Annotated in this window: 28 protein-coding genes; 23 read left to right on the top strand and 5 right to left on the bottom strand. The window is 44.4% G+C overall.

Translation table 11 applies throughout. The features are described 5' to 3' along the window. The first annotated feature begins 32 nt into the window (after window positions 1–32). The 10 genes from BT112_RS11405 to BT112_RS11360 all read left to right on the top strand — a co-directional run bounded on the left by BT112_RS11405 (window position 33) and on the right by BT112_RS11360 (window position 8,467). Window positions 33–1,682, top strand: a complete 1,650-nt coding sequence (locus BT112_RS11405) for an FAD-dependent oxidoreductase (RefSeq protein ID WP_072317497.1) — start codon at window positions 33–35, stop codon at window positions 1,680–1,682. A 2-nt stretch (window positions 1,683–1,684) separates the two neighbouring features. Then, on the top strand, window positions 1,685–1,975 hold the full coding sequence (locus BT112_RS11400; protein WP_072317496.1) for a UBP-type zinc finger domain-containing protein: 291 nt from the start codon (window positions 1,685–1,687) through the stop codon (window positions 1,973–1,975). A 92-nt stretch (window positions 1,976–2,067) separates the two neighbouring features. Further along, window positions 2,068–3,048, top strand: coding sequence for an alpha/beta hydrolase (locus tag BT112_RS11395; protein ID WP_072317552.1), 981 nt, complete (start codon window positions 2,068–2,070; stop codon window positions 3,046–3,048). Window positions 3,049–3,129: 81 nt separating this feature from the next. After that, entirely contained in the window at window positions 3,130–3,447 is a 318-nt protein-coding gene (locus tag BT112_RS11390; protein WP_072317495.1) for a GNAT family N-acetyltransferase, read from the top strand. Between the two features lie 41 nt (window positions 3,448–3,488). Next, on the top strand, window positions 3,489–3,881 hold the full coding sequence (locus BT112_RS11385; protein ID WP_072317494.1) for an OsmC family protein: 393 nt from the start codon (window positions 3,489–3,491) through the stop codon (window positions 3,879–3,881). Between the two features lie 23 nt (window positions 3,882–3,904). Further along, on the top strand, window positions 3,905–4,207 hold the full coding sequence (locus BT112_RS11380; RefSeq protein WP_072317493.1) for a phosphoribosylpyrophosphate synthetase: 303 nt from the start codon (window positions 3,905–3,907) through the stop codon (window positions 4,205–4,207). A gap of 79 nt (window positions 4,208–4,286) precedes the next feature. After that, the gene (gene egtD / locus BT112_RS11375) at window positions 4,287–5,312 is read left to right on the top strand and encodes an L-histidine N(alpha)-methyltransferase (protein WP_083564888.1); all 1,026 of its coding nucleotides are present in this window, start codon (window positions 4,287–4,289) and stop codon (window positions 5,310–5,312) included. Further along, window positions 5,309–6,493 (top strand): ergothioneine biosynthesis protein EgtB, encoded by a 1,185-nt coding sequence (gene egtB, locus BT112_RS11370; protein WP_072317492.1) that lies wholly within the window; start codon window positions 5,309–5,311, stop codon window positions 6,491–6,493. The genes egtD and egtB overlap by 4 nt, the downstream gene beginning before the upstream one ends. Window positions 6,494–6,644: 151 nt before the next feature. Next, entirely contained in the window at window positions 6,645–7,706 is a 1,062-nt protein-coding gene (locus tag BT112_RS11365) for a sensor histidine kinase (protein ID WP_217652374.1), read from the top strand. Window positions 7,707–7,714: 8 nt separating this feature from the next. Beyond that, window positions 7,715–8,467 (top strand): LytR/AlgR family response regulator transcription factor, encoded by a 753-nt coding sequence (locus tag BT112_RS11360; protein ID WP_072317550.1) that lies wholly within the window; start codon window positions 7,715–7,717, stop codon window positions 8,465–8,467. Window positions 8,468–8,762: 295 nt separating this feature from the next. Here BT112_RS11360 and BT112_RS11355 read toward each other — a convergent pair whose 3' ends face one another. After that, the gene (locus BT112_RS11355) at window positions 8,763–9,194 is read right to left on the bottom strand and encodes a hypothetical protein (protein WP_072317490.1); all 432 of its coding nucleotides are present in this window, start codon (window positions 9,192–9,194) and stop codon (window positions 8,763–8,765) included. A 907-nt stretch (window positions 9,195–10,101) separates the two neighbouring features. Between BT112_RS11355 and BT112_RS21650 the strand changes: the two genes are divergently transcribed. Continuing rightward, entirely contained in the window at window positions 10,102–10,308 is a 207-nt protein-coding gene (locus tag BT112_RS21650) for a hypothetical protein (protein ID WP_139276142.1), read from the top strand. A gap of 318 nt (window positions 10,309–10,626) precedes the next feature. On the opposite strand, the gene BT112_RS11350 is transcribed toward BT112_RS21650, so the two are convergent. From BT112_RS11350 to BT112_RS11340, 3 genes are all read right to left on the bottom strand, one after another. Continuing rightward, complete coding sequence (locus BT112_RS11350) at window positions 10,627–11,490, bottom strand: alpha/beta fold hydrolase (protein WP_072317489.1); 864 nt, start codon at window positions 11,488–11,490, stop codon at window positions 10,627–10,629. Window positions 11,491–11,617: 127 nt separating this feature from the next. Beyond that, window positions 11,618–12,175, bottom strand: a complete 558-nt coding sequence (locus BT112_RS11345) for a TetR/AcrR family transcriptional regulator (RefSeq protein WP_072317488.1) — start codon at window positions 12,173–12,175, stop codon at window positions 11,618–11,620. A gap of 184 nt (window positions 12,176–12,359) precedes the next feature. After that, the gene (locus BT112_RS11340) at window positions 12,360–13,322 is read right to left on the bottom strand and encodes a GlxA family transcriptional regulator (protein ID WP_072317549.1); all 963 of its coding nucleotides are present in this window, start codon (window positions 13,320–13,322) and stop codon (window positions 12,360–12,362) included. A gap of 112 nt (window positions 13,323–13,434) precedes the next feature. Here BT112_RS11340 and BT112_RS11335 point away from each other — a divergent pair, with 112 nt between their 5' ends. From BT112_RS11335 to BT112_RS11285, 11 genes are all read left to right on the top strand, one after another. Beyond that, on the top strand, window positions 13,435–13,839 hold the full coding sequence (locus BT112_RS11335) for a VOC family protein (protein ID WP_072317487.1): 405 nt from the start codon (window positions 13,435–13,437) through the stop codon (window positions 13,837–13,839). Window positions 13,840–13,906: 67 nt separating this feature from the next. Next, window positions 13,907–14,356: an SRPBCC family protein gene (locus BT112_RS11330; RefSeq protein ID WP_072317486.1), complete on the top strand. Its 450-nt coding sequence runs from the start codon at window positions 13,907–13,909 to the stop codon at window positions 14,354–14,356. Between the two features lie 55 nt (window positions 14,357–14,411). Beyond that, a complete protein-coding gene (locus BT112_RS11325) occupies window positions 14,412–15,008 on the top strand; it encodes a dihydrofolate reductase family protein (protein ID WP_072317548.1) in 597 nt (198 codons plus the stop codon). Between the two features lie 436 nt (window positions 15,009–15,444). Beyond that, window positions 15,445–15,921 (top strand): SRPBCC family protein, encoded by a 477-nt coding sequence (locus BT112_RS11320; protein ID WP_072317485.1) that lies wholly within the window; start codon window positions 15,445–15,447, stop codon window positions 15,919–15,921. An 824-nt stretch (window positions 15,922–16,745) separates the two neighbouring features. Further along, window positions 16,746–17,162, top strand: a complete 417-nt coding sequence (gene arr, locus BT112_RS22220; protein ID WP_072317547.1) for an NAD(+)--rifampin ADP-ribosyltransferase — start codon at window positions 16,746–16,748, stop codon at window positions 17,160–17,162. 84 nt (window positions 17,163–17,246) lie between these two features. After that, on the top strand, window positions 17,247–18,611 hold the full coding sequence (locus BT112_RS11310; protein ID WP_072317484.1) for a TlpA family protein disulfide reductase: 1,365 nt from the start codon (window positions 17,247–17,249) through the stop codon (window positions 18,609–18,611). 193 nt (window positions 18,612–18,804) lie between these two features. Continuing rightward, window positions 18,805–19,785, top strand: coding sequence for a TolB family protein (locus tag BT112_RS11305; RefSeq protein WP_072317483.1), 981 nt, complete (start codon window positions 18,805–18,807; stop codon window positions 19,783–19,785). 342 nt (window positions 19,786–20,127) lie between these two features. Further along, window positions 20,128–21,303 carry a thioredoxin family protein gene (locus tag BT112_RS11300; RefSeq protein ID WP_072317482.1) on the top strand — a complete coding sequence of 392 codons (1,176 nt, stop codon included), beginning with the start codon at window positions 20,128–20,130 and terminating at the stop codon, window positions 21,301–21,303. Between the two features lie 175 nt (window positions 21,304–21,478). Beyond that, window positions 21,479–21,973 carry a hypothetical protein gene (locus tag BT112_RS11295; protein WP_072317481.1) on the top strand — a complete coding sequence of 165 codons (495 nt, stop codon included), beginning with the start codon at window positions 21,479–21,481 and terminating at the stop codon, window positions 21,971–21,973. A 92-nt stretch (window positions 21,974–22,065) separates the two neighbouring features. Continuing rightward, on the top strand, window positions 22,066–22,947 hold the full coding sequence (locus BT112_RS11290; RefSeq protein ID WP_139276140.1) for a WD40 repeat domain-containing protein: 882 nt from the start codon (window positions 22,066–22,068) through the stop codon (window positions 22,945–22,947). A gap of 362 nt (window positions 22,948–23,309) precedes the next feature. After that, on the top strand, window positions 23,310–24,197 hold the full coding sequence (locus tag BT112_RS11285) for a cation diffusion facilitator family transporter (RefSeq protein WP_072317479.1): 888 nt from the start codon (window positions 23,310–23,312) through the stop codon (window positions 24,195–24,197). Window positions 24,198–24,290: 93 nt separating this feature from the next. Here BT112_RS11285 and BT112_RS11280 read toward each other — a convergent pair whose 3' ends face one another. Beyond that, a complete protein-coding gene (locus BT112_RS11280; protein ID WP_083564885.1) occupies window positions 24,291–24,908 on the bottom strand; it encodes a LysE family translocator in 618 nt (205 codons plus the stop codon). 312 nt (window positions 24,909–25,220) lie between these two features. On the opposite strand from BT112_RS11280, the gene BT112_RS11275 reads away from it, so the two are divergent. Continuing rightward, window positions 25,221–25,781 (top strand): hypothetical protein, encoded by a 561-nt coding sequence (locus tag BT112_RS11275; RefSeq protein ID WP_139276138.1) that lies wholly within the window; start codon window positions 25,221–25,223, stop codon window positions 25,779–25,781. The last annotated feature ends 208 nt before the right edge of the window (window positions 25,782–25,989 follow it).

Genomic DNA, 25,989 nt, shown 5'->3' with positions numbered 1-25,989 from the left:
AGAAATACGAACGCAATAAAACAAGATTTAAAATGACTGACCCACGATTTGCCGTATTGACCCAAAAGCAAATAAATACGCTTAAGGAATTTGGCAGTATTATAACCTTTGATCAGGAAACCATTGTTTTTGAAGTCGGGGACAACACTTATGACTTTTATGTGATCCTGGATGGAGAGATACAGATCAAAGATCCGCTTCGGGATGAAGTTGTGGGGACCCATGGTGTCCATGAATTTACCGGGGATAGCAGTATGCTGTCCAACCGTAGGATACCTTTTAGCGCCCATGCCCCAAAAGGGACCACGGTCCTCTGTATAAAGCCTGATGTACTGAAGGAAGTCATTTCCAGGCATAGCGACATCAGTGATGTCCTGTTGGGGGCATTCATCCAAAGACAGGAGACCATGCTAAGGGAATTTACCGGGGGCATAAAAGTGATTGGTTCCGAAAAATCCAAAGAAACCTATGGTTTGCGCGATTTCATGGAGAAGAACCATATCTGGCATACCTTCCTGAATACCGATGTCTCCGAAGAGGGTCAAGCACTATTGGATAGCTTTAATCTGACTCATGAAGATCTCCCTATCCTGATAAACATCACAGGTGAACTATTCAAAAAACCTACGCTTGCCGAACTGGCAGAACAAACGGGTGTACTTACGGAATTCGGAGATGAAATATTTGATGTGCTGATCGTAGGCGCCGGTCCGTCCGGACTTGCAGCAAGTGTATATGCGGCTTCGGAAGGATTGTCCGTGGTGACCATTGATGGCAACGCTCCGGGGGGACAAGCGGGAAAAAGCACAAAAATCGAAAATTATCTGGGCTTTCCAACGGGTATATCCGGGACCGACCTTGCCAACAAGGCCTATCTCCAGGCGCAGAAATTCGGTTGTCATATTTCTATTCCGCATAAGGCGGAAAAAGTGGAATATAACGGGAGCTATTTCACCTTATGTGCTTCGAATGATAAGCATATAAAGACCAAATCCATTATTGCCGCGACAGGGGCGAACTATCGACGCTTGCCTATCGAAAATATCGAAAAATTTGAAGGGAGCGGTGTTTTTTACTCCGCGACCGGAATGAACGCTTCGGCCTGTAAAAATGAACTGGTCGGTGTTGTAGGGGGTGGTAACTCGGCGGGACAGGCAGCATTGTTCCTGGCAGATCATGCTGCTGAGGTCCATGTCATCATCAGGGGCGATGATCTTGGGGCCAAGATGAGCGATTATCTCGTACAGCGAATTTATGCCGCCCCCAATATCATCGTGCAAAAAAACAGCAATGTGGTACAGCTCCATGGAGCTCATCACCTGGAGTCCCTGGTACTGGATACGGAAGGCAGTGAACAAACCATAGGGATTTCCAACCTGTTCACCTTTATTGGTGCGAAACCATGCACCGGGTGGTTGAATAGCATTGTGGCCATGGACGACAAGGGATTTATTTATACCGGTCAGGATGTAATCGAGACAGCCATGACCAAATGTTCCATCTTCGAGCAGCGAAAACCACAATCCCTGGAATCGAGCATACCGGGCTTTTTTGCTGTCGGTGACGTCAGAAAAGGTTCTGTAAAAAGAGTGGCCTCGGCGGTAGGTGAAGGCTCTATGGCTATTAGCCAGGTCCATCAGTTTCTGGCGGACTTAAAAAATCAACAATTAGCGCAGTTATAGGTATGGAGGGTGAGAATAAATACTGTGAGCATTTGACCGGGGATGAATTCAGTACCACCAGAACAAAAGTGTGTGAAGAATGCGTAAAGACAGGGGGTACGTGGAACCACCTGAGACTCTGCCAGACATGCGGGACCGTTTTGTGCTGCAACGCTTCCCAAAACCAGCACGCACAAAAACATTTTGAAGCAACAGGCCACCCCGTGGTCACTTCCATCTTACCCGAACCCTGGTCGAAATTTGCCTGGTGCTATGTGGACAAGATCAAGAAACCTTTAAAGCAGTATAAATAATACGATTAACCAAAAAAGAAAACACTATGAACCAGGTCAAATTAGCAGCTACAACGATTTTTTTCATTTTAATCAACTTAAATTCAAACATCATGTCACAGACCATTCCCGGGGAAAAAGACCCCAATATTTCAAAGGACACCCGTGCATTCCTGGCGGTTCTGAACAGTAGTGACGGACCGCCACTGGAAGAATTATCTCCTGAGGATGCCCGTCAGGTGCTTGTGGATGCTCAGAATTCGGTATCCTATGACTATAGCGATATCGAAGAGTCGGAAAGAGAAATAACCCAGGATGGGCAGACCATCACTATTCATATCGTAAAACCCAAAGGTGCCAAGGACAACCTGCCCGTATTTATGTTCTTCCATGGCGGGGGATGGGTATTGGGCGATTACCCGACCCATAAACGTCTGGTGAGGGATTTGGTAGTGGGCAGTGGTGCTGTCGCAGTTTTCCCCGATTATACCCCGACACCCGATGCACAATTTCCGATAGCTATCAACCAGGCCTATGCAGCTACGACATGGGTGGCGGAACACGGAAATGAGATCGGAGTGGATGGTTCCCGTCTGGCTGTTGCAGGAAACAGCGTCGGAGGAAATATGTCTACGGTGGTTGCCTTGATGGCCAAAGAGAAGAACGGACCGAAATTGGCTTTTCAGCTTTTGTTATGGCCGCTGGTAGATTCCGATACGAGTCGTCCGTCGTACACCACATATGCTCAAGGCAGGTTTCTCACCACACCTATTATGGAATGGATGTGGGACATGTATATCCCTAATGCAGAAGAACGGAAACAAAAATACGTTTCCCCGGTCCGTGCCACCCTCGAAGAATTGAAAGGTTTGCCCCCTGCCTTGATCCAGGTTGCCGAAAATGATATTCTGTATGATGAAGGCGTGGCTTATGGCCGGAAACTGGATGAAGCGGGAGTGCCTGTTACCACAACGGTGTACAAAGGTATGATACACGATTACGGCATGTTGAATCCGTTGTCGCATATTCCCGGGGTACAGGAAGCGTTGACACAAGCTTCGGCCGTATTGCGGAAAGCGTTGTTTGCCCGATAATCTTTTTAAACGTCATCACCGTGCCGACTGAAACCGGCACGGTGTATATATAGAGAACTTCAGTGCTAAAAATACAAAACAATGAAAACAATATTTGAGCCCATTCCCCTGGTGAAAAATGAGGATAAGAGACGTTTCGAAATAAAGGTCAATCACAATTACGCCTTTACCAATTACGGGGAGTTCGGCAACCAGATGGCTCTGGTCCATACCGAGACCGATCCGGAACTCTCCGGACAGGGAGCGGCCAGTGCCCTGGTTGAAAAAACACTACACTACCTTGAGGACAACGGCATCAGCCTGTTGCCGTTCTGCCCCTTTGTATTTGCCTATATACAGCGACATCCGGAATGGAAACGTATTGTAAGCAAAAAATTTAAGGGCTATGATAAACTGTAGCGGAGCATAATAACCATATTCGGACATAAAATTTTAAACAGATGAAAACAACGACAGTCTCCATCGGGAAACAACAATATAAAACCGAGATACAAGCGGGAAACCATATCATTATGGCAGATGAGCCGGTGGAGGTAGGGGGACAGGATTTGGGGTTTACACCTACAGAACTTCTTGAGTCCTCCTTGGCGGCATGTACGGCAATGACCATACGAATGTATGCCGACAGAAAAGGATGGGGCCTGGAAAAGGTGGAAATCAAAGTCGGATTCAAAAGAAAGATGACCACAGGTGAGGTGACTTTTAAAAAAGAAATCCGATTGTTTGGAAATCTCAACCGTGAAGAGCAGGAAAAGTTATTGGAAATAGGATCTAAATGTCCTATTGAAAAAATGATTACGGGAAATATCACGGTAGAGTCCAATCTAATATAAGATTTAAAAAAGCGAATATAATCATGAACAGAGATTTTGATACGTTGAGCCAGGCAATGAACGCTTTAAGGGAAGAGGGTTATGTGGAAGACTTTAACCTGAAACAGAATTGTATCGAATGCCGAAATGGCGAATATAAAATATTCCATGACGAATTTGAGGTTGATGAATACTTCCGTTTTGAAGGTATGAGCGACCCCGGGGATTCCAGTATTCTATATGCTATTTCTTCGGATAAATACAAGCTAAAGGGACAACTGGTCAATGGCTATGGGATTTATTCCGAAAGTATTACCGATGAAATGTTGGAGAAAATTAAGGTTTGACCCAAAAAGGCACAAATAACTCAAAAATATGAATGAAATATGAAAGAACGATGATAATTAAATTTAAACCATTATTTGGATGAATGTGGATATGAATGGCATCGGTAGGATTGCCTCGGAAGTACGAAAAACTACTTTATTGCGGTTTAAAAAAGATGTGCTGGATGGCTTGCTGGCTTACCCAAAACAATTGCCTTCCAAATATTTTTACGATAAAAAAGGGTCGGCATTATTCAGGGAAATCATGGCCCTCCCCGAATATTACCTGACCGATTGTGAGCTGGATATATTCCGGAACAGGGCCGGTGAGTTGAGTTCCTTTGTTATGATGGACGATACTCCTTTTGACCTGATCGAATTAGGAGCAGGCGATGGGTTAAAATCAAAGTACCTGCTTCGGGAGCTGTACCGGAAAAGCGCAAAATGTATCTATATGCCCATTGATATTTCCGGCTCCGTTCTCGATGTTCTGGGTAGTTCGTTGCAACGGGAGCTCCCCGAACTGGAAGTACAGGGCTTTGAGGGCGAATACATGGAAATGCTGGCCGAGGCATGCTCCCGTTCAAATCGTCGCAAAGTGGTACTTTTTTTAGGGGCCAATATCGGAAATATGGAACCTCATGAATGCAGGGACTTTTGTTGCCAATTACAAAATTTACTATCTCCCGGCGATATGGTACTCATCGGGTTTGACCTGAAGAAAAACCCACAACAAATACTCCGGGCTTATAACGATGCCTCGGGGGTGACTTCCAAGTTCAACCTGAACCTGCTGGAACGTATCAACAGGGAACTTTTTGCCAATTTTGTTCCGGAACAGTTTGAACATTATCCTATGTATGATCCCATTAGCGGTGCATGCCGGAGCTTCCTGGTGAGTAAGAGGGAACAACAGGTCGATATCGATGGACACACTATTCGTTTTGGGAAAGGAGAGGTGATTTGTACGGAGCTTTCACAAAAGTGCGATACTGCCGAAATCCGTCAATTAGCAGCGTATTCCGGATTTGAGACTATCGGAATGCTTACGGATTCCGAAGCGTGGTTTGTAGACGCCATTTGGAAAATCAGACCCGGGGAGCAGTTCAAAGTAGAAGCCCGATGAGAACTCTGCCAAAAGAAAAAAATAGAGGACAAGGACTATTGGAAACCTATAAACTTGTCAGAAAGGGTACCGAGACCATATGTTCCCCTCTCCAAATTGAGGATTATGTGGTACAGCCCATAGGAGACGTGAGCCCCCCCAAATGGCATTTGGGACACACGACCTGGTTTTTTGAAACCTTTGTTTTAGCTCCCAACTTGGTAGGTTATAAGATGTATGATTCCAATTTCAACTATGTGTTTAATAGTTATTATGAAACGGTAGGGGCACGGGTGATCCGAACGGATAGGGGAAACCTTAGCCGTCCTACAGTATCTGAAATATATCGATACCGAAAATATGTGAACGATCATGTTGAACAATTGTTTGAGAATACGGACATCGACAAAGAACTGCAGGACATTTTGGAATTGGGAATCCACCACGAACAGCAACACCAGGAACTGTTGTTCATGGACATCAAATACATCCTGGGGCATAATCCGTTGTTTCCTGCCTATTCCAATGAAACGGTTCTTGATGAAATGGAGGTTTTGCGGGAAGAGCCAGTTACTTTTTCCGAAGGGGCCTATTGGATCGGGCACAAAGGCAAAAGTTTTTGTTATGATAATGAGAAGGGAAGACATTTGGTGTATCTGGATGCATTCGAGATTGCTTCCCACCCCGTTAGCAATGGAGCGTACCTGGAATTTATACGGGATGGGGGATATACGGATTTTCGGTTTTGGCATGCAGCAGGTTGGGACTGGGTGAACAGGAACAAGATCAAGGCCCCGTTATATTGGCATTTCATGGATGGGCATTGGATGCAGTATGGACTCAGGGGTATTCAGGAAATTATCCCCACAGAAGCTGTTTGCCATATCAGCTATTATGAAGCGGCGGCATTTGCAGCATGGAGTGGCAAAAGATTACCTACGGAAACAGAATGGGAGGTGGCTTCGGGCCGGATCAGCTGGGGCCATCGTTGGGAATGGACGGAAAGTGCCTACCTGCCTTACCCGAAATTCAGGAAAGCCAAAGGAGCAATCGGAGAATACAACGGGAAATTTATGGTGGACCAGATAGTCTTGCGGGGGGCTTCCGTCGCGACTCCCGAAGGACATAGCCGTAAAACATACCGGAACTTTTTTCCGACCGATCGCCGATGGCAATTTTCCGGAATGAGATTGGTGCAATAAACGGTTTGCCACCGGAAGGTCTTCAGGGAACAAATGGTAACAAACTGTAACAAACGGCCCCAACAGGAGACTAATGGGGTGCACCTTGTTTTCTGAGTGTTGCAAACCGTCCGAAAATCCAATTTCAGGTATGGTCGATACCATTACAAATATGAAGCTAAAGACTGTCTGGTTTATTGTATTTACTTTTGTAGGATCTTACCTGACTACTTTTATGATTTTGCCCCTCCCGGTTTTAAAATCACATTATACGGTTCCGATTGGTGAGCTATGTATGGATATATTGACGAATCTCCTGTTCTGTATCGGTATGGTTAAACTTAGTCTTTTTGTCGATAATTTTTTAAACAGGAATATTTCATGGATGACCCGTCCATGGAAACGCTTATTGTTACAGGTGCTGTTGCAAATTACAGGCGTGGTGATCCTGGTTATTGTAGTGGGATTACTTTACCTGGTTTTTCAGGATCCCCAGGAAACACCACCGTCTCCTGTCCGTGTACGACATGGAGTATATATATTGATAGCTATACTGTTTTTGACATTGACGATCAGTACATTGAATACCGGTTATTTTTTGCTCGGAAAGTGGAAAGATGAGACCTGGAAAGCTATGGAATATAAGCTGGAGGCCGCCCGAAACCGGCAATTGGCTTCGGAAAAGGAACTGCAGGCCCTTAAACTGCAACTTGACGCACATTTTGTATTTAATAACTTAAGCGCGCTTTCAGAACTGATAAGGAAAGATCAACAGTTGGGATATGAATACACAGAAAACTTCACGAAGGTCTATCGCTATTTACTGGTCAATTCCAAAAACAAATTAATACCGCTTTCCGAAGAAATAAAATTTCTCAGGGCGTACCGATTTCTCATTAAGCACCGAATCGGTGACGGTTGCCGGTTTTATGTTGATATTGATGAATCGGGGTCTGACCTGATGATACCTCCCCTGACTTTGCAGCTGCTGATTGAAAACGCTTTAAAACACAATCGCACGGAAGCCGATGATCCCCTGGAAATAAATATTGATCTGAATGCGGATAATGAACTTGAAATATCCAATAAAATTTTACCGGTAACAAGAACAATGGATTCCACGGGAATGGGGTTGAAAAATATATGCGATCGTTATGCCTTGTTGGGAGACAAAATGCCCGTTGTGGAAAAAACAGAACACATGTTTAAAGTGAAAATACCCCTGTTGCAATGAATGCCGGTATGAAAATATTGATCCTGGAAGATGAAAAACTGAATGCGGAACGCATAGAGCGATTGCTATTCGACATTAGAACAGATATAGAAATTGTCGGTGTTGTAGCGAGTATTAAAAAGGCCGTGAATTGGTTCTCGGCAAACAATGGTCCGGATCTTATACTGATGGACGTGAAATTAGCCGATGGGCTGAGTTTTGAGCTTTTTAACAGGGTACATATCGAATGCCCCGTGATTTTTACGACGGCGTACGATGAGTTTGCCATTAAGGCATTTAAATTTAACAGTATTGATTACCTGCTCAAACCCATTGATAGCGATGAACTGGCATTTGCCCTGTCTAAGTTTGATCGTACAGCCCGGAAATCGTATCTGGGGAAACCGGTTATTGAGGAATTGATTGCCCGGGTCCGGCCAAAAAAATACCGGAACCGTTTTCTTATACCTTATCGGGACACCTACAGAAAAGTGGATGTTAGTGAAATCGCTTTTTTTCACTCCTTTCAAAACATCTGTTATGCACATTTATTTACAGGGGAGAAAGTAAGTATTCCGCACATTTTGGAGTCATTGGACCGGGAACTGGACCCCGGGATATTTTTTAGGGCGAACCGCCAATATATCGTCCATATCAATGCTATCGAAAGTGTCCATGACCATTTCAATGGCAAGTTGAAACTCCACATGAAAAAGCAAGGAACCGATATCATGGTCAGCAGGATCAGGGCGCCACGGCTTAAGGCATGGCTGGATTATTGACAGCCAGGGGTATCTTCGGGTTTCGGGATAAAAAAACAGCCGGTATCAGGTGTACCGGCTGTTTATCCAGGGTATTATGGTTTGTACACGCCTTTATTATCACGGTCTGTCGGGTGTACCTGACGTGTATGCACGTGGAAGGTGGACTACGAAACTGTTTAAGTTTTATGCCCTTCGGCAGGAGATTAGCAACCGTGGCGATCACACTTCAAAGCACCTTCGCCTGATAAAAACCCGGCGGCAGGCGTGCAGGAATACATTACAAAATATTCCAAAAACAAAATTTAAGCAGTTTTTAATTCCTGAACTCCGTTTTCTTTCGGAATACCATGTTAATCCTGTACTTTGCATTACTGCCAAAAGCCTGGACATCTTCTCCCGCGGCAGCGCCTACAGTACCAGCTGATGCATTGTAAGCATCGACATAATCAAAACCTAATTTCGACATGGCATTGAGCAAATCCGTTTGATTACGTATGGCGAGGTTCCTGTTTTTTTGGAGCAGGGCTTCTAAATCTTTTAATACATTCTCATAACTCGATTTTTTACTGGCTATATTAATGTTCATCCCTCCAAGTAATTTGGTGTTCTCGGAAGTGATAACCACATATTCCGGAAGCTTTTCGATTTTAACGGAAGACGAGTTATCGACAGTCAGTTCCTGTGCCGATACTGTAATGGATACCAGGGCTAAAAATAAAACTAATGTTTGCTTTTTAATTGTCATGTTACTTATTTTTTTAAATAGTGGCGCTAAATTATTACGTACGAAAATGATGCAGATTGTATTTTTTAGTGACATGTGAAAAATGCATATCGGAATGAAGCATGGACCTGTTGAAATGAAATTGAGCCATACCGTAGTGGAAGTCCCGGATCTGGTATTAACTGCTAATATCACGCGAATACTGTTTTAGCATTTTTGAGGTGTAAGTATCCGTAAGACTTTAATCTCCTCCGACCGTACCGGTACTTGCTCGGATAACCCGGAAGCACTACCGGTATTCATTAGGGTGGTGAAGGAAACTACGGGATTGTGTATCCCCGGGTAAGCCGGAATAGTGCCATTTAAGGGATTGTGTATACGCCGAACCGGTTTGGTTTAGCCGCTTAAGCAATTGCTTATGCGGCGTAAGTAATCCTGTTAGCGGTCAACTTAACCCGGTTAGCCGCTTGAGTAATTGCGTATGAATTCGTAAGCAACCCTGTGGGCAGTCCACCTTACTGTGTGTGCCGCTAAACTAATTCCTTTAACGGCTAACCCATTCCCTTAAGCGGTCCACCTAATCCGTTTAGCCGCTTAAGTAATTGCGTATGAATTCGTAAGCAACCTTGTGGGCAGTCCACCTTACTGTGTGTGCCGCTAAACTAATTCCTTTAACGGCTAACCCATTCCCTTAAGCGGTCCACCTAATCCGTTTAGCCGCTTAGGTAATTGCGTATGAATTCGTAAGCAACCTTGTGGGCAGTCCACCTTACTGTGTGTGCCGCTAAACTAATTCCTTTAGCGGCTAACCCATTCCCTTAAGCGGTCCACCTAATCCGTTTAGCCGCTTAGGTAATTGCGTATGAATTCATAAGCAACCCGGTTAGCGGCTAACCGAACTACTTCCGGTGTCAAAGGGATTGCTTTAATGGCCCTTTTACAACTTTCCAAGGGAAAATACCTAACCCGAATCCATGGGGCATTACCCGTGAAGCGTGGCGGTTCGGGGGCAGGTATGTACCTGTCCTACGGGATGGCGATATCGGCTCCTGTGAAGATGTGGTATGAAGTGCATGGTTTTTGTGTAAACGGTTGTTTTGAGGTCGTTGTTTTTCTGAACGTGAATACTGTTTAAGTGTAGCGGGTAAACAGTTCGGAACCGGGAGAAATACAAAAGTTAAGGATAAACACATCTTCCGAGGAGCGGATGCTTTTTGTCTTATCGGTTATTCATGTTAACCTATGGTTGGTAATGATGGGTTTGAAGATATGGGATCGTTTCTGCAACACGGATTTGATTCGTCGGACCGGGGGGGAGGCTTAAGCGTAAAAGGACTGTGGAAATTAATGTGATAGCGCTAAGATCCTTTTAAAATGGATATAAAAATATAAAACGTAAGAAATGAAATCTTACGTTTTATAGGATACTGCACAGCGATTATTGAATAGCGGTTTAGCGGGTAAGCTTTCCCATAAAAGCCCTGATCTTCTCCATAATGGGTTCCCCCTCTTCCTCCAGGGCAAAATGCCCGGTATCGTAGATGTTGTAATCTATTTCCTTGAGGTCTTTGCGAAAAGCAGCCGCTCCGCGCTCCGGGAAGTATTCGTCGTTTTTCCCCCAGACGATAAGCATGGGCGGTTGATATTCCCTGAGGTACTGCTGCCATTCGGGGTATTGCTTTACATTGTTCTGGTAGTCATACCAAAGATCAAGGTTTACCCGGTGTGCATGAGGGCGTGACATGCGGAGGTAATCCAGGTGCCAGGTATCGGGATTTACGGTTTCGGGATTCCGGGTTCCGTGTGTGTATTGCCATTTCAGACCGTCCAGGGTAAATGCGGGAAGCAGCGCCTTTTCGGTGTGCTCATTCCTGTCGGCCCAGAATTCCCGTATGAGTTTCCAGCCGTCCCCGAGTCCTTCCTCGTAAGCATTTCCGTTCTGATTGATGATGGCCGTAACTCTTTCGGGATGCCTGACAGCGATCCGAAACCCGATCGGTGCGCCGTAATCCTGCATCATAATGGCATACGACATCAGTCCCTTTTTTTCCAGGAAGGCATCCATAGTACGGGCCATGTTGTCAAAGGTGTATTCGTAGGTGTCGGGAGCAGGGAAATCACTGTTGCCGTACCCGGGATAATCCGGGGCTATAAGATGAAAGGTATCCGATAATCGGTTCAGTACTTTCCGGTATTGATGGGAGGATGCAGGATATCCGTGTAATAGTACGATCGTCGGATTCTCCGGATCTCCGGCTTCCCGGTATGCGATATGTATACCGTCTACGTCAATACTTCTGAATTTTGTGGTTTCCATAGTGGATATGTTTTTAGGTTTAACATTTTGTGATCATGGATAAACTTGCCGATGTTTACACCGGTATTAGCAGATCGACAGGATTTAATAATTACCGAACATTCGGTAAAATATGAAAGCAAATTTTTTAACCGTACCTGTTTTCTATTTTTTTCAATGTGTTTTTAAAGATATTGTTATCCTGCAATCCTTTACTCAGAATGAGGCTACCCTGAATATCGATTAAGCTCTGAAGCGCATTTTCTTCTGCAATTTTATCGGACAATCCCATAGCAGTTCCGAGATTTTTAAAAGCATTTAACCAGTCGTTCATTCCTTTTTTTATACCCTCTTGAAACAGGTCAAGTCCCGCCTGCATGGAGAATGCCCTGAAAATGCAGCCGTCCTTACCACCGTCATAAAGTTTCCCTATCTGTACCAGGGCATGCTTCAGCCTGGTTTCCGGAGGAAACTCTTCCTTAGTAAGTATATTAAAGATGTTTGTAGTAACCCACTGGCCCATATATTCCAGTACGGATTCGGCCATTTCCTGTTTACCGTCAGGGAAACGGTGATACAGACTGGCCTTCTTCAGCCCGGTGACTTCCGCTAATTCCTTGAGGCTTGCTCCTTCATAACCTTTGGTGCGAAATACCCTGGTCAGGGCAGGCAGCAACTGATCATCCGCTATCTTTTGTGGTCTCATGGTACAAATATAGGTAATTAATTTTAATTACCGAACGATTGGTAAAATAATATGATCGGAAGAAATATTGTTTTCAGATACGATGTAGAGCAAGCGCCCGGGGCAGAGGAGGGCTCCGTATATCAACAGCTACGGAAAGAAAGACCCCGGCAGCGCATAACGGATAGTGGAGCATGTGTCGTCATTATTGATATTTATTCCGGTATTCGACAGGAGTTAATCCCGTAATTTTTTTAAAGACATTGCGAAAAGCCTTGGTGTCCGAATACCCCACGTCATACATGACTTCCGTTATATTTTTCCGGGTACTTTCAAAGCTTCGTTTGGCGGCTTCGATCTTTACACGTTGCAGGTATTCGATGACCGTATTGTCGGTAGCCTGTTTAAACCGGCGTTCGAGACTCCTTCTGCTGACGGCAACCTTTTTTGCCAGCTGGTCTATCGTGATTTTTTCCTGGTAGTTTTGCTCTATATATTCCTGGGCTTGTCTCACTTCTTCATCATTGTGATCTTTCTGGCCTCTGAACATCATGAAAGCAGCCTGGCTTTCCCGGTCGATATCTATGGCAAAATATTTGGAAGCGAGTATAGAGATATCCCTGTCCGTATATTTTTCCAGAATGTAGAGCAAAAGATTCCAGAACGAGTGGGCTCCGCCACTGGAGTAGATGCCGTTTTGTTCCGTAATAACACCGCCGTCCACGATTTCGACATCCGCAAAGTTTTCCTTGAATTCATTGTAGTATGCCCAGTGGGTAGAACATTTCTTGCCCTGCAGCAGGCCTGTTGAAGCCAGCAGAAAAGCACCTACACAGAGCGAGGCCACTTCTGCACCATTCCTGTATTGTTCTACAATCCAGGGTAGTGTTCCGCTATTAAGGTGTACGGATGTGGTCATATTGCCGAAGAGCGGTGGTATGATCACCAGGTCGGCCTGTCCGGATTCGTGCAGCAAAGACTGGGTAGAGACCGAATATGTGCCGTCTTCTATGCGCACTTCCTTTTTTTGTCCGACCAGTGTCACCTCAAACAAAGGAGCTTTCCCTGATGCTTTCAAAAACCGGTTTGCCGTGGTAAAGAGATAGCGCGGTCCGGTAACCCCGGAGGGAACGGCAGTTTCCGGAACCAGAATAAATATTTTTTTCATACGTATAAAGATATGAAAATAGTATGGCGTAAATACCCCTGCTGAAAGCCGTTTTTGCACCCCGGAAACTGCTATATTCTTTACCATCTTTGTAAAACACCAAACCCGGAGGATGGACCAAATCATTACATACCTGACATTTAATGGAAACTGTAAAGAGGCTATGGAGTTCTACCAAAGTTGTCTGGGAGGTGAGCTGGAAGTGAAATCTTTAACCGAAACTCCCTATGGATACAGGTTACCGGACGAGTTTAAAAAGCTTGTCGTCACGGCCAGTCTTAAAAAAGAAAGTATCCTGCTGATGGGAACAGATCTCGGTGATGATGAAGTTGTCCGCGGAAACCGTGTTTCCATGTTGCTGGAGAGTAAAGACGAATCACAGATCAGGATGTATTATGAAAAGCTGGTGCAAAACGGAAAAAGGACACATCCTCTCGAAAAAACATACCGGGGAGATCTTTTCGGTCAGTTAACGGACCGATACGGACATCATTGGCTTTTTCACTGTAGAAAATAACAGGCCGTACGGATTATGGCCAAATTACAACTACATAGTAAATGTTTAACTTAAAAAATCAGAAACCATGTCAAAAAACAAAGTAACATTACATCGCGTTCTCGCCGCACCGCCCGAAAGGGTTTTCAAGGCTTTTTCCGATCCTCGTGCCTATGCTTCCTGGGTACCGCCCTATGGCTTCATCTGTACCATCGGAGAAATGGAATTCAGGGAAAAAGGGAGTTATAAGATGTCATTTATCAATTTTTCTACAGGCAACAGCCATGCTTTCGGAGGTGAATTCCTGGAAATAAAACACGGAGAGCTGATCAGGTACACAGACCGGTTCGACAATTCCGGCTTGCCCGGTGAAATGACCACTACGGTAAAACTGAGCAAAGTTTCCTGCGGTACGGAACTACACATCGTACAGGAAGGTATCCCGGATGCCATTCCGGTCGAAATGTGTTACCTGGGATGGCAGGAATCGCTGGAGAAACTGAAGAAACTCGTAGAACCGGAAATCCCGGATGCATAATATCCGTTTTCCGGAGACGACATGCAAAAACAAAGTCAGATTAAAGAGCATCGGAATGAGAAAAATAATTTTAATATCCATGATCACCATGGACGGAGTAATACAGGCTCCCGGCAGTGCGAGGGAAGATATTTCAGATGGTTTTACGTATGGGGGCTGGGCAGCACCTTACGGTGACGAACTGTATAAAAAGGAAATGAATAAGGAATTGAACCAGCAGGTCGATTATCTTTTGGGAAGAAAAACATTTGAGATCTGGGAAGGGTACTGGCCGGAGCATGGCAATGTTTGGGCGAACATCAATGAAGGGACGAAGTATGTACTGTCGGCTACCCGTAACGATACGCAGTGGAAAAATACAGACTTTATTAGAAATGCGGAAGATATTGATACCCTGAAAAAATCGGCAGGTAAGGATATTCAGGTCTGGGGCAGTAGTGCACTTGTTCAGCTATTGCTGAAAAATGATCTGGTCGACGAATTGCGGCTGAAAATTTTTCCGTTGATCCTGGGAAGGGGAAAGCATCTGTTCGGTGACGGGACCGTACCGGCAGCTTTTACCTTGACCGGGAGCAAGGTAACTTCAAAAGGTGTTATCCTGGCTAACTATACAAGGACCGGAGCTTTACGTACCGGAAATATCGGAAATTAAGAATACGTTCCCCGGGAAAAACCGAATGGACCTCCAGTTAAAATAACATGAAAACTTTAGTACCTGTACAAAATAATGTAGAGTATGCTCCGTATTTGTCGATGTCGTGTTTATACGTAAAAGACACGGGATAAGGAATGGGGCTCATGCGGTGCAAACCTTTACGATACTATGATCGGTTATGACATAGCGGATGGGAGAATACCAGGTATGTTGTGGTTCTTAAAGTTTCAGGCGTTATCTTAGTATCTGATCATACGGTGTTGTAAACCAAAATAAAGGATGAGGGCAGAATCGCAAATTAGTAGTAACTTACAGCAGTAAAGTTGTTTTACCGATTATAAAAAGGAGACTACAGACATGGTATTTCATGTTGTTTCTGATGTTTTTTAAACGTTAATAGTTACAGCAACTTAATTTTGTTTCCGTACCGAGAATGCCAAAAATAGAATTACATACCGAAATACAAGCAGCCAGGAAAATAGTTTTCGACCTTTCCCGGAGTATAGACCTGCATAAAGTATCTACGGCGCATACACAAGAGACAGCTGTTGCAGGAAAAACAAGTGGATTTATCGGTTTGAACGAGACGGTGACCTGGCGGGCAAAACATTTTGGAATATATCAAAAAATGACAGTCAGGATTACCGCTTTTGAATCCCCTGATTATTTTGCAGATGAAATGGTGCGTGGTGCATTCCGCGAATTTAAGCATGAACATTACTTTAAAGAATCGGGAGGAATAACCGTAATGACAGATGTTTTCAATTATCGTTCCCCGCTCGGATTTGTCGGCAGATGGGCAGACGTACTGTTTCTGAAAGAGTATATGACCGATTTACTTGCAACACGTAACCGGGTAATCAAAGAGTTCGCTGAATCCGGGAAATGGAAAACACTGTTCACAGTGTAAAAGCATTGTCGCTTTAAAATGCCAGAAATAGCCTGCCACCGGGATTTTGTTATCGGATTCCGTATAATTTAACGTGAATACTGTTTAAGGGATTTATTAATGATTTCATTTTTAGTATTTTAAAATATAAATATCGCCACTGCGACGCCGAGCCATAGCGAGGGGGCGACAGTCTCCAGGCAGGCATACTATGGGGAGTATGCTGCCAGCCTTATGAGATGGCCACGTCACTTTTGCCAACGCGGCAAGCTGGCTCCATCGCTAAAAAGGTACACTGTACCTTTTCTTGACGCCCGGCCCTTCGCTCCCCGGTTATCAGGAGACGCTTTTAAATTTTATGGCTTTGGGAGAAAATATCCGGATCGTCACTACGATCTCATCGGTTTATTCATTATTCACGTTAATTTAGTATCTTTCTGCTGTGGTATTTTACATTTCTCTCAGGTTAGCACATAGATATTCTTCATGTTTTATTGAGGTTTAGAAACAATCATAATATGGAATTCAGCCCCGCCAATCACATTGTACAACTTTGCCTTCAGGGTATGGCCATGGAAGACAGGGACAGTCCCGAAGAAGCACTGACATGGTTTCTCCGGGCCTGGGAGGAAGCCTCCTGTGACTTCGAAAAATTTCTTGCAGCATATTATATCGCCCGGCATCAACACCATACTTCCGACACCTTACTATGGCTGGAAACAGCGCTGAAGGCTGCGCTCAGCGCAGCTGATGCGTCCGTTCGGAGTGCCCTGCCCGGGCTATACTCGAAAATAGCCGGGTGCTACGAGGATTTAAACGATACGGAGAATGCTGAAAAATATAGAATCCTGGCCGGCTCTTCCCAGGGAGAAACAGAAGATCGGGGTCCGTTTTACCACGGCACAAAAGCAGATTTGAAGACAGGTGATCGGTTAACCCCGGGCGGTTTGTCCAATTACAAAGCTGATCTTAGGATGAATCATATCTATTTTACGGCTCTGGTCAACGGAGCCGGACTTGCTGCCGCAATGGCCAAAGGCGAGGGGAACGAAAGGGTTTATATCGTGGAACCCGAGGGAAGTTTTGAAAACGACCCGAATGTTACGGACAAAAAATTTCCGGGAAACCCCACACGTTCCTATCGCTCCGCATCGCCACTGAAGATCATCGGTGAAGTAACCGATTGGAACAGGCAAACCGATAAGGAGATCCGGAAATGGAAAGAAAAACTGGCAAATAACCGTGGCGAAATTATCAATTAATGGTTGTGGATGTACCGCAACCGTTGTGGAAGTATATCACTTCCGGACAATACTCGTGAAATTTGACTAAAAAGGACAGTTCTAATGAAATTAAAATACATCGCTTTAATAGCAGTTTATGCCGGGTGTTTAAGTTGTAAAGACGGGGATATGATAACGGTCCGTCTTGACCCGGAAAGTACTTTCGACACCATTTATATGACCGAATTAATTACAGAAAAGGATATAGCCGAATTACCGGCGAACAGCGAAATAAAAAATATACCACTCGATTATACCACCATTGCGGATATCCATACCAAAAACAATGAAAAACAATATCTGACTATATGGACCCCGGGTAAAGAACTGGTGATATCGGAAACTCCCGACGCCGGTATAACGACAAATGATACCGGAGACTCCCTGGTCAACGATCTTCGAAGGGGGACTTTAAATTTTATACAGCGAAACAGCGCTCTGATCTTTAATCCTGAGGTTAAAGATTCCGTTCCGGGTGTATTCGAAAATTTCCGGAAAGAACGAGAAGCTGCAATAGATCGTTTCCGGGAAGTACTGAATCCGGAAGTTATAGCGCTTCTTCATTTCCAGAACGATGCCCGTATTTATTCCTTTTTGTTCTGGTTGGGAAGAATTTCTAAAAAGCTGGATGCCGATGATCCGTATTTCGATTTTATCACAGATATTCCGGAACCCGGCCAGTTTCTGAAAACACTTCCCGATGTGTACCTTTACAGGTATGAGGTCGAATATTTGAGGGCAAACCGTTCCATAGCGGATATCCCGGCCTTCCTGAGGTTTATCGAAGCGAAGACAGGCGATAAGGACCTGTCGGACTTTTTGAAAGTGATTTATATCAGGGCTCTTATCGAAAATCCTTCATACTGGGAAAGCCATGAACAACTATTCACCAGTGAACTATTAACGCAGGTTTTGGAAACCGAGAAAAGTAGCAATTCCTATTACCGTATATTGGAAAAGCCCATAGCAGGTTTTTATGCTTCCCGGAACGGACAGGAAGCGTTTTTGTTTGAGGCCGAGGATGAATCCGGAAAAAGTTTTCACCTCGAAAGCTTCAAGGGAAAAGTTATTTTTATCGATGTCTGGGCGACCTGGTGTGCACCATGCGTACAACAAAGACCCGAAGTGCTGGAACTCGCCGAAAAGTATAAAGAAAATGATGATGTCAAAATTTTATTGGTTTCTGTAGACTCATCCCGTGAGTGGTGGTTGTCATTTCTGGAGAACGAAACAACCTCTCCGGGCACAAATCTGTATATCGAAAACGGTATGCGAACCGAATTCGGAGATCATTACAATATCAGGTCGATTCCGAGGTATATACTTATCGGAAAGGACGGGAAAATTGCAGACTCACAGATGACGGGCCTCTCCCTGGAGACTGAAAATAAAATCGAAAAGGAATTGAGCAGGAATAATTACCGCTGAAGTTTTATAAAAGGGGTGTGGAATCCGGTTACTTGCTTAAATTTACCAATTCAATTTGCTGTACTGCATGGCATGTAGTTAAGAATCGGGGGAGGCCCGGCTGAAGAAAGATCCCGTCAAAGTGATCGATCCGGACTTTCCGCGTAGCTCTGATGTGCTGCCATGGGACTATAGCTTTAAAATAAATCGAAAAATGACCGGATATAAATACGCTGTACTTCTTTTGCTCACCATGTTTATGGGGTGTCAGACCACCACCGATAAGGAAAGACCGGCCCCTTCCATAGACATTCGGACCGGTTCTGACCGTCCCGAACTCTTCGGGAAAAATATCATTTCCACTTCGTTACCCGAAAGAGATGTGGCTATCCATCCTCAGGGAAAGGAACTGATCTATACCGTGGGAGATTATAAGAACAAAAAGATGTGTCTGGTCGTAGTACGAAAAGTAAACGGGGATTGGGGTAAACCCGGGATCATGCCCATTTCCGGGAAGTACCGCGACCTGGAACCCTTTTACAGCCATAACGGAGACCGGTTGTTCTTCGTCTCCAACCGTCCTGTGTTTAATGATAATACCCGGAATGATTACAACATTTGGTTCAGTAACAGAACAGCAAACGGCTGGTCCGAGCCCGAAGCGCTGGATTCTGTCGTCAATACGAGGGGACACGAATTTTACCCGTCGTTAAGCGAAAAGGGAAACCTGTTCTATACTGCCCGGCGAGCGGACGGGATCGGTGGGGAAGATATCTTTATGTCCGAATTCAGGGAAGGCCGGTTCCAGGCTCCAGAACCCCTTCCCGAAGCCGTAAATACGGAATTCGACGAATTTAACGCGTATGTAAGCCCCGGGGAAGACCTGATTGTTTTTAGTTCGTATGGCAGACCTGACGATTCGGGGCGGGCAGATCTGTATATCAGCCGTAAAGATGCCGCCGGAAAATGGACCCCTGCAAAAAATATGGGACCCCTGGTCAATTCCGATCAACTGGATTACTGTCCGTTTATAGATTGGGAAAACCGTAATTTCTACTTTACCAGCGAACGGGCGGCGGCAGAAAACAGCGGGATCGAAAATATAGATTCCCTGAAACAGGCAGCCCACAGTATCCTGAACGGTTTTGGTAATATTTATAAAATAAGTCTCGATGCCCTGGAACAAACGGAATAACCCGTTTTGAGCTATTGTGCCCGGGAAATCCGGAAGGACCATACGGCAAGTGTCGTGCAACAGCCATCATATCGAAAGGGTAAACAGGGTGTTGGCCCGGGGAATTATGAATGCATAACAACCGTCACAAGATGTTCAAGCAGTACCAGGAAAGAGATTCCATGGTCCATGGGGACTTTTACCATAATTTCCGGAATAAAGATCGTGTTTCCCGAACGGAAACGCTATGCCAGAGCTGAAAATTTGAGACCATATAAAGTTCTCCAAACATAAAACATCCGAAAATCTGACTTAAACTGTAACTTTTTTCATTTTTCTTAATCTTTAGAAAAAGCATAAGAGATGAAAAAGCTATTTGTTCTTGTTACCATACTCACGATGGCGTATTTCTGCCAGGCTCAGGAATTAAATATAATAGAGCAGGATTATAAAAAAGCATTACATATAGCCCGAAAAGAAAATAAACTCATTTTTATTGATTTTTATACCGGCTGGTGTGCTCCCTGTAAAAAGCTGGACCGGCTTGTTTTTCAAAACGACTCCATACAGCAACTTCTCGGAAAAGAATTTGTCTTACTGCGTTATGATGCGGAAAATGATAAAGTCTTTAACCTATCCAAAAAACACCATATATCGAGCTACCCTACCGCTATTATACTCAACCCCGAAGGATATGTGTTGACAAAGCAATACGGATTTCAAGGGGAGGATTTCGACAGGTTAAGTGAAAATGTACTGAAATTCACCGGGCAGGGCATTGTGGCGTACCGGGAACACAATGTATTAAAAGGATACGCCAATACCATTGATATTTCCATGTATCCGCAGTTTTATATCGATTATGTAAACAGGGACAATATTAAAGTGACTAACACTCCGGAGTTTAAAGCATATTGGAAATCTTCTGTAAACAGGACTTCCGAAGCTTACTTTTCTACCCTCATATATTTTGGCAGCGATGTACCGGATTTCGTAGCAGACACTACACTGTTATATAAGAAAGATTACCTTGGCCTTTACGGAGTAACAGATACGGAAACATTGTTTTATTTTCTGAGCGCTGCAAAGTTCGGCAGGGCGATATCTGCCAAAAATCAGGAAGCGTTTGACCAGGCGGAGGTATATGCCAAAAAGGCATTGAGCAAGGCCTGGACTGACGATATTATCCCCGGTTTTAAAGTGACTTTTTTTAAGGCTCAAAACAGGTGGGATCGGGTTTTCGATCACTATCAACAACGCAAAGACCGCGGGCAGCTTAGTCACGAAAATATCAGTTTCTTTTGCCGTGATGTGTATAAAAACTGTGAAGATCCGCAGGTTATTGCACAATGTATGGACTGGATGCAGGAAATCACCGCCCGCGAACCTGTATATGATTACCTGGATACTTATGCTTTTTTGGCCTTTAAAGCCGGAAACAGGGAGAAAAGCAGGAAGATTGCCGAACTGGCATTGGCAGCCGCAAGAAAAGAAAACAGAAAGACCGTAAAAATAGAAGAACTTCTGGAAAGGCTTTAGCGGTATAGCGTATATAAGGCCGGTGGATCTGCCGGTTTCAGTAATACCTTTGATCAGGCAGGGTTTGATCCTCTTCCAAAGCGGTTACGGGATCCCTTATGCATAGGATTTCCGAATCTTTCCGGTGAGGATGTAACATTTTTCCGGGCCATCCGTCTTCTGAAAAAAAGGTATAATGAAAAACACGATGTTCAAGTTTATTCTATTGGTAAATCTCATGATCACGACCGGTCTGGTTATTTATATCGTAAAAAACCATAACGTAGAGATCGATTTGTCCCGGGAAGTACTTCAGGTCAGAGGATTGGTCGTTACCGACTCCACTGGTGTGGAGCGGGTCATTATAGGAACGCATCTGCCACCGGCACAAGGTTCCGGATACCGGTTTTACAGGGGTGACAATTCCGGTGTTTCGGGGGTCATGCTCTACGATCATGAAGGACAGGAGCGGGGAGGTTACGTAACCGACGATTCCTATGGAAACATATTTCTGACGCTCGACTCCAAAATTTCGCAACGCGTATTATTTATGGCTGAACCCCAGGGAGCGGCAACACTCAAAATGTGGGGTAAAAACCAAAACCAGATCAATCTCGGAACTTCCGACGACGGTATCTGGTTTGACGTGTCCGACCAGGGAAAAAATCAAAACATCATTGAAGATAATTAATAATGACAGGATTCAGCAAGATCATAGTACTCTTTTTAATCGCCGGTTTTATTGCCGGTTGTCAACAGCATATCACAGTAAAGAAAACCAAAATGACGGGAATAAACCCGGTATCTTATACGGATGTCACGTTCAGGTCCGGCCGGGATACGGTGCTGGTCTCCACTTTTGACGGTAAAATATATGAAGTGGTCCGTAACCATCCCGGTAAAAAGCAGGTAGCCCACATAGATGATGAAATATACGACATGGCTTATGATCCGGGTAAAGAGGAAATATATGCTGCCACACTACATTCCGGTATAGCGGTTATCGATGTCCGAAATGGTAAAACGGTAAGAACACTTCCCCTAAAAACAACCTGGGCACACCGGCTGTGCTATAACCCCGAAAACGGTATACTCGCGACCTACGATTTCAAGGGTAATAATTATCTGTGGGATACGACAAAAGATTTCAGTACACTGGACATTCCGGAACAACTGAAAAAGTTACGCCCGCAATATATAGCCGATAATGGTACCGTCTATTTCGACGGAAACGGAAAGATCACAGCCTGGAATTCCGGCACAGATACTGTGGAGCAAACTGATGTAAAAGGTAGATTGGCCGATGTGGACGATGAAAATAACCTGCTGCTGACCGGTGGAAAAGAATTTGCCTTTTACCATTCGGAACAAGACAGTGTGTATTACAGGAAAGCACATCCGGACTGGCCCATCTATTTGGCTGACAGGGATACCATTGTGAAAGTTCCGTTAAGTCTGGAGATCAACTTTGCATTGATGACCGGAGAATCCGTTTACACCTGTGGATTGGATAAGTCTTTACGAAAATGGGACAAACGTTCCGGGGCACTTGCCGAAACTTTTTCTTCGCACAGAAATACACCCAGTGGTATGGATATGAATACGGGTAAAACCCAGCTGGTCACTGTCGATCTCGGCGGGAATATCCGGTTTTGGGACCTGTAAAATTATGTGAACAGGGAGATGCTCCCATGCTGTGTAAGACACGTATGGGTATAGAAATAAAGCGACCCGGAACGTGTGAAACGAGGAGGTATTTTATTCGGTATATATGCGAAATCGATACTCCTGTTCAAAAAGCAGGACATTTCATTGGATTAATTTTCAAACATGCTTATCTTGTGAGGGGATAACACCTTTCGGGTAAGCCGGTCAGATAAGAGTTGTAAGTCTGTTGGTACTGATGGCAACTCTTTTCGGTCTTTTAGGTATGGGACGCCCGGGAGTTTTTCTGGGATATCTGCAGGGAGCAGGAATGTACCGGTCCTCTGACAGTTGTTTGGAGTTTAAAAAAATCTTCTGATTTAATGGAATTAACCAATGAAGCATCTGCAATACGGGCTACTTATTTCAGCATTATAGGTAATATTTTATTGGCAGCAGTAAAATTAGTGTCCGGTTTTCTGGGCAACTCGTACGCATTGATAGCAGATGGTATGGAATCGACTACAGATATTTTCTCTTCGTTTTTCGTGCTTATCGGGTTTAAATATGCGCAGCGTCCGCCGGATGAAAACCATCCGTACGGGCATTCGCGTATCGAACCGTTGATTACCTTCCTGGTCGTAGCCTTCCTCGTTACTTCAGCGACTGTTATAGCCTATGAGAGTATTGTGAATATCCGCACCCCCCATAAAATACCCGAGGCCTGGACACTGATCGTTCTGCTGATGATTATATTGTGGAAAGAAGCTTCGTACCGTTATGTGCTTCGTAAAAGCAAAAAGATAAACAGTTCTTCGCTCAGGGCGGATGCCTGGCACCACAGAAGTGATGCGATTACTTCGGTAGCGGCTTTTATCGGGATTTCTGTCGCACTGATCTTCGGTAAAGGATATGAAACGGCAGACGATTGGGCAGCACTGTTCGCCTCCGGATTTATCCTGTACAATGCCTACCTGATTTTCCGGCCGGCCCTCAGTGAGATTATGGACGAACATACCTATGATGATATGGTCGAAAATATACGGGAGATCTCCTTAACCGTTAAGGGCATTACGGGAACGGAAAAGTGCTTCGTCCGAAAAGCCGGAATGAAATACCTCGTAGAACTCCACGCTATGGTAGACGGAAAGATCACCGTTGAGGACGGCCACTACCTGGCCCATAAACTACAGGATAAACTGCAAAACGAAATTCCGGAAATATCACATATCACCATTCATATAGAGCCGGAAAGTATGGGAAAGCTATAACCTTAACCCATGAATCCCGGAGTACCGCGTAAAATCGTACCGTATGTTAAGAAGGTTTCCGAAAAATCTTCCTGGAAAATTACGGTATAACGGTCATATCTCCCCAACAACATCAATCAGTAGCCATAAAGCAACTAATACGAGCGAAGCACTGAAGATGTAATTCAGTACTTTTCGCGACTTTTTATCTCTGATAAATCTTGTGATAAAGTTTCCGGTAGAAACCCATAAGATATGGCACAAAACAGTGAGAACAAGAAGCATTAAAGTAAGGGTAATTGCCTGCCGGCCCTGGTTTTGCTGCGCATCGAGAAATAAAGAGAACATCAGAAAGAGCGACAACATGCCTTTCGGGTTCAGCAGTTGCAGTATCACCCCGTCATAAAAACCATAGACCTTTACCGTCTCCTCACTGTCTGTAGTTTTTTTTGCTTTGAGAAACTTATAGGCCAGGTAGAAAATATAGAGGATGCCCGCTATTTTAATACCCAGCAGCCATTTGGGGTAATGTTTTATGAATTCGCCCAGTCCGAAACCGATGAGCAGGGAGTAACCGGCAATAACGATATTGATGCCTGCAATCAGGGGAATGGATCGCCTTAACCCCTGTTTCATCCCGGCACCGGCCAAAAGTATATTGGCAGGCCCCGGGCTGATCATCAAGGGAAGCATAACTCCAAGCCAGCTTATAAAAGAATCGATATTCATCATAATTTCGAGTGTTTTGTACGATGTGTTTTTGGTATAGGTTGAAGTTTTTCCCCTGCACGATACAACTTTTATCCGAGCTGTCTGCCTGTGAAAAGAAAAACTTCAAAGGTAACCTTTTTTATGAGATAAAGCTCCCGTGACCGCCGGACAGGATACAGGACAATATATGTTACTATTTCATTAAAGAGCTTTACAGTACGGAAGATATTGTACCTTTATACGATTTACAATACAGGCATGTGGTGTAGAATGTTAATGCCGGAATGACTAATATGCTTCCGGGTACACGGGGGCAATATAAGGGTAGCTTAGATGACGACAAAGAAAATCATGAGTATTATAGCAGTGCTTATTATCGTTGGGATAGCGGGCTTCATATTTTTGCTGTACACGACTATAAAAACGAAGTCTGCGGACATTTCGGGATATGAGCCTTTTAAGGCATGGGTAGGACAGACCGTCAGACTCGATAAAGAAACATTGTTGTTCGAGCAAAAAGCTGGGATGAATAACCATAACAGATATCCGTATATCCTGCTGGATAGCCTGCATCCGCAATGGCAGCACGCAGAGGAGGCGAAGGATGTCGAAGATCCCGATCTGAAAGAAGTAATGGCTTTCCCGGCCGGTACACATTTGAAGATCGAAAAAGCTATCCAATACACCAATGGTGTTTCGGGATTTTCTTCTCCTATGCTATTCGGTACCATAAATTATGCAGGCCAAACATATAAAACCGGATATCAATGGGGAGAAGCTGACATCTCCAAAGATCTCAACAATATAGAAAAATGCTGGAAATTTCACCGTGCACCCTGGCAGGCGCAGGAAGATACTTCCTTTTACGCATTACCCAAAGCCGGGATCTGGTGAATGGGCTGACTTTTTTAATGTAAATGTAGCTTTCTGAAATGAATTGACATCCTGTTGCGGCAGTTAAATCCGTATATACAAAAATAGGTTTTGCCGGGTTTTGAAGATGCTATTTGTCAACCTGCCTGCCTGTAATTTTGTCCTGAATCCATAAGATGGTATGTCTGCATAAATATCCGATACGGATTCGTGATTTTTAACATTCCCA

Source organism: Sinomicrobium oceani (assembly GCF_900119185.1).
Lineage (GTDB): Bacteria > Bacteroidota > Bacteroidia > Flavobacteriales > Flavobacteriaceae > Sinomicrobium > Sinomicrobium oceani.
Note: the sequence above shows the minus strand (reverse complement) of the source record. Positions and strands in the feature narration are given on the sequence as shown.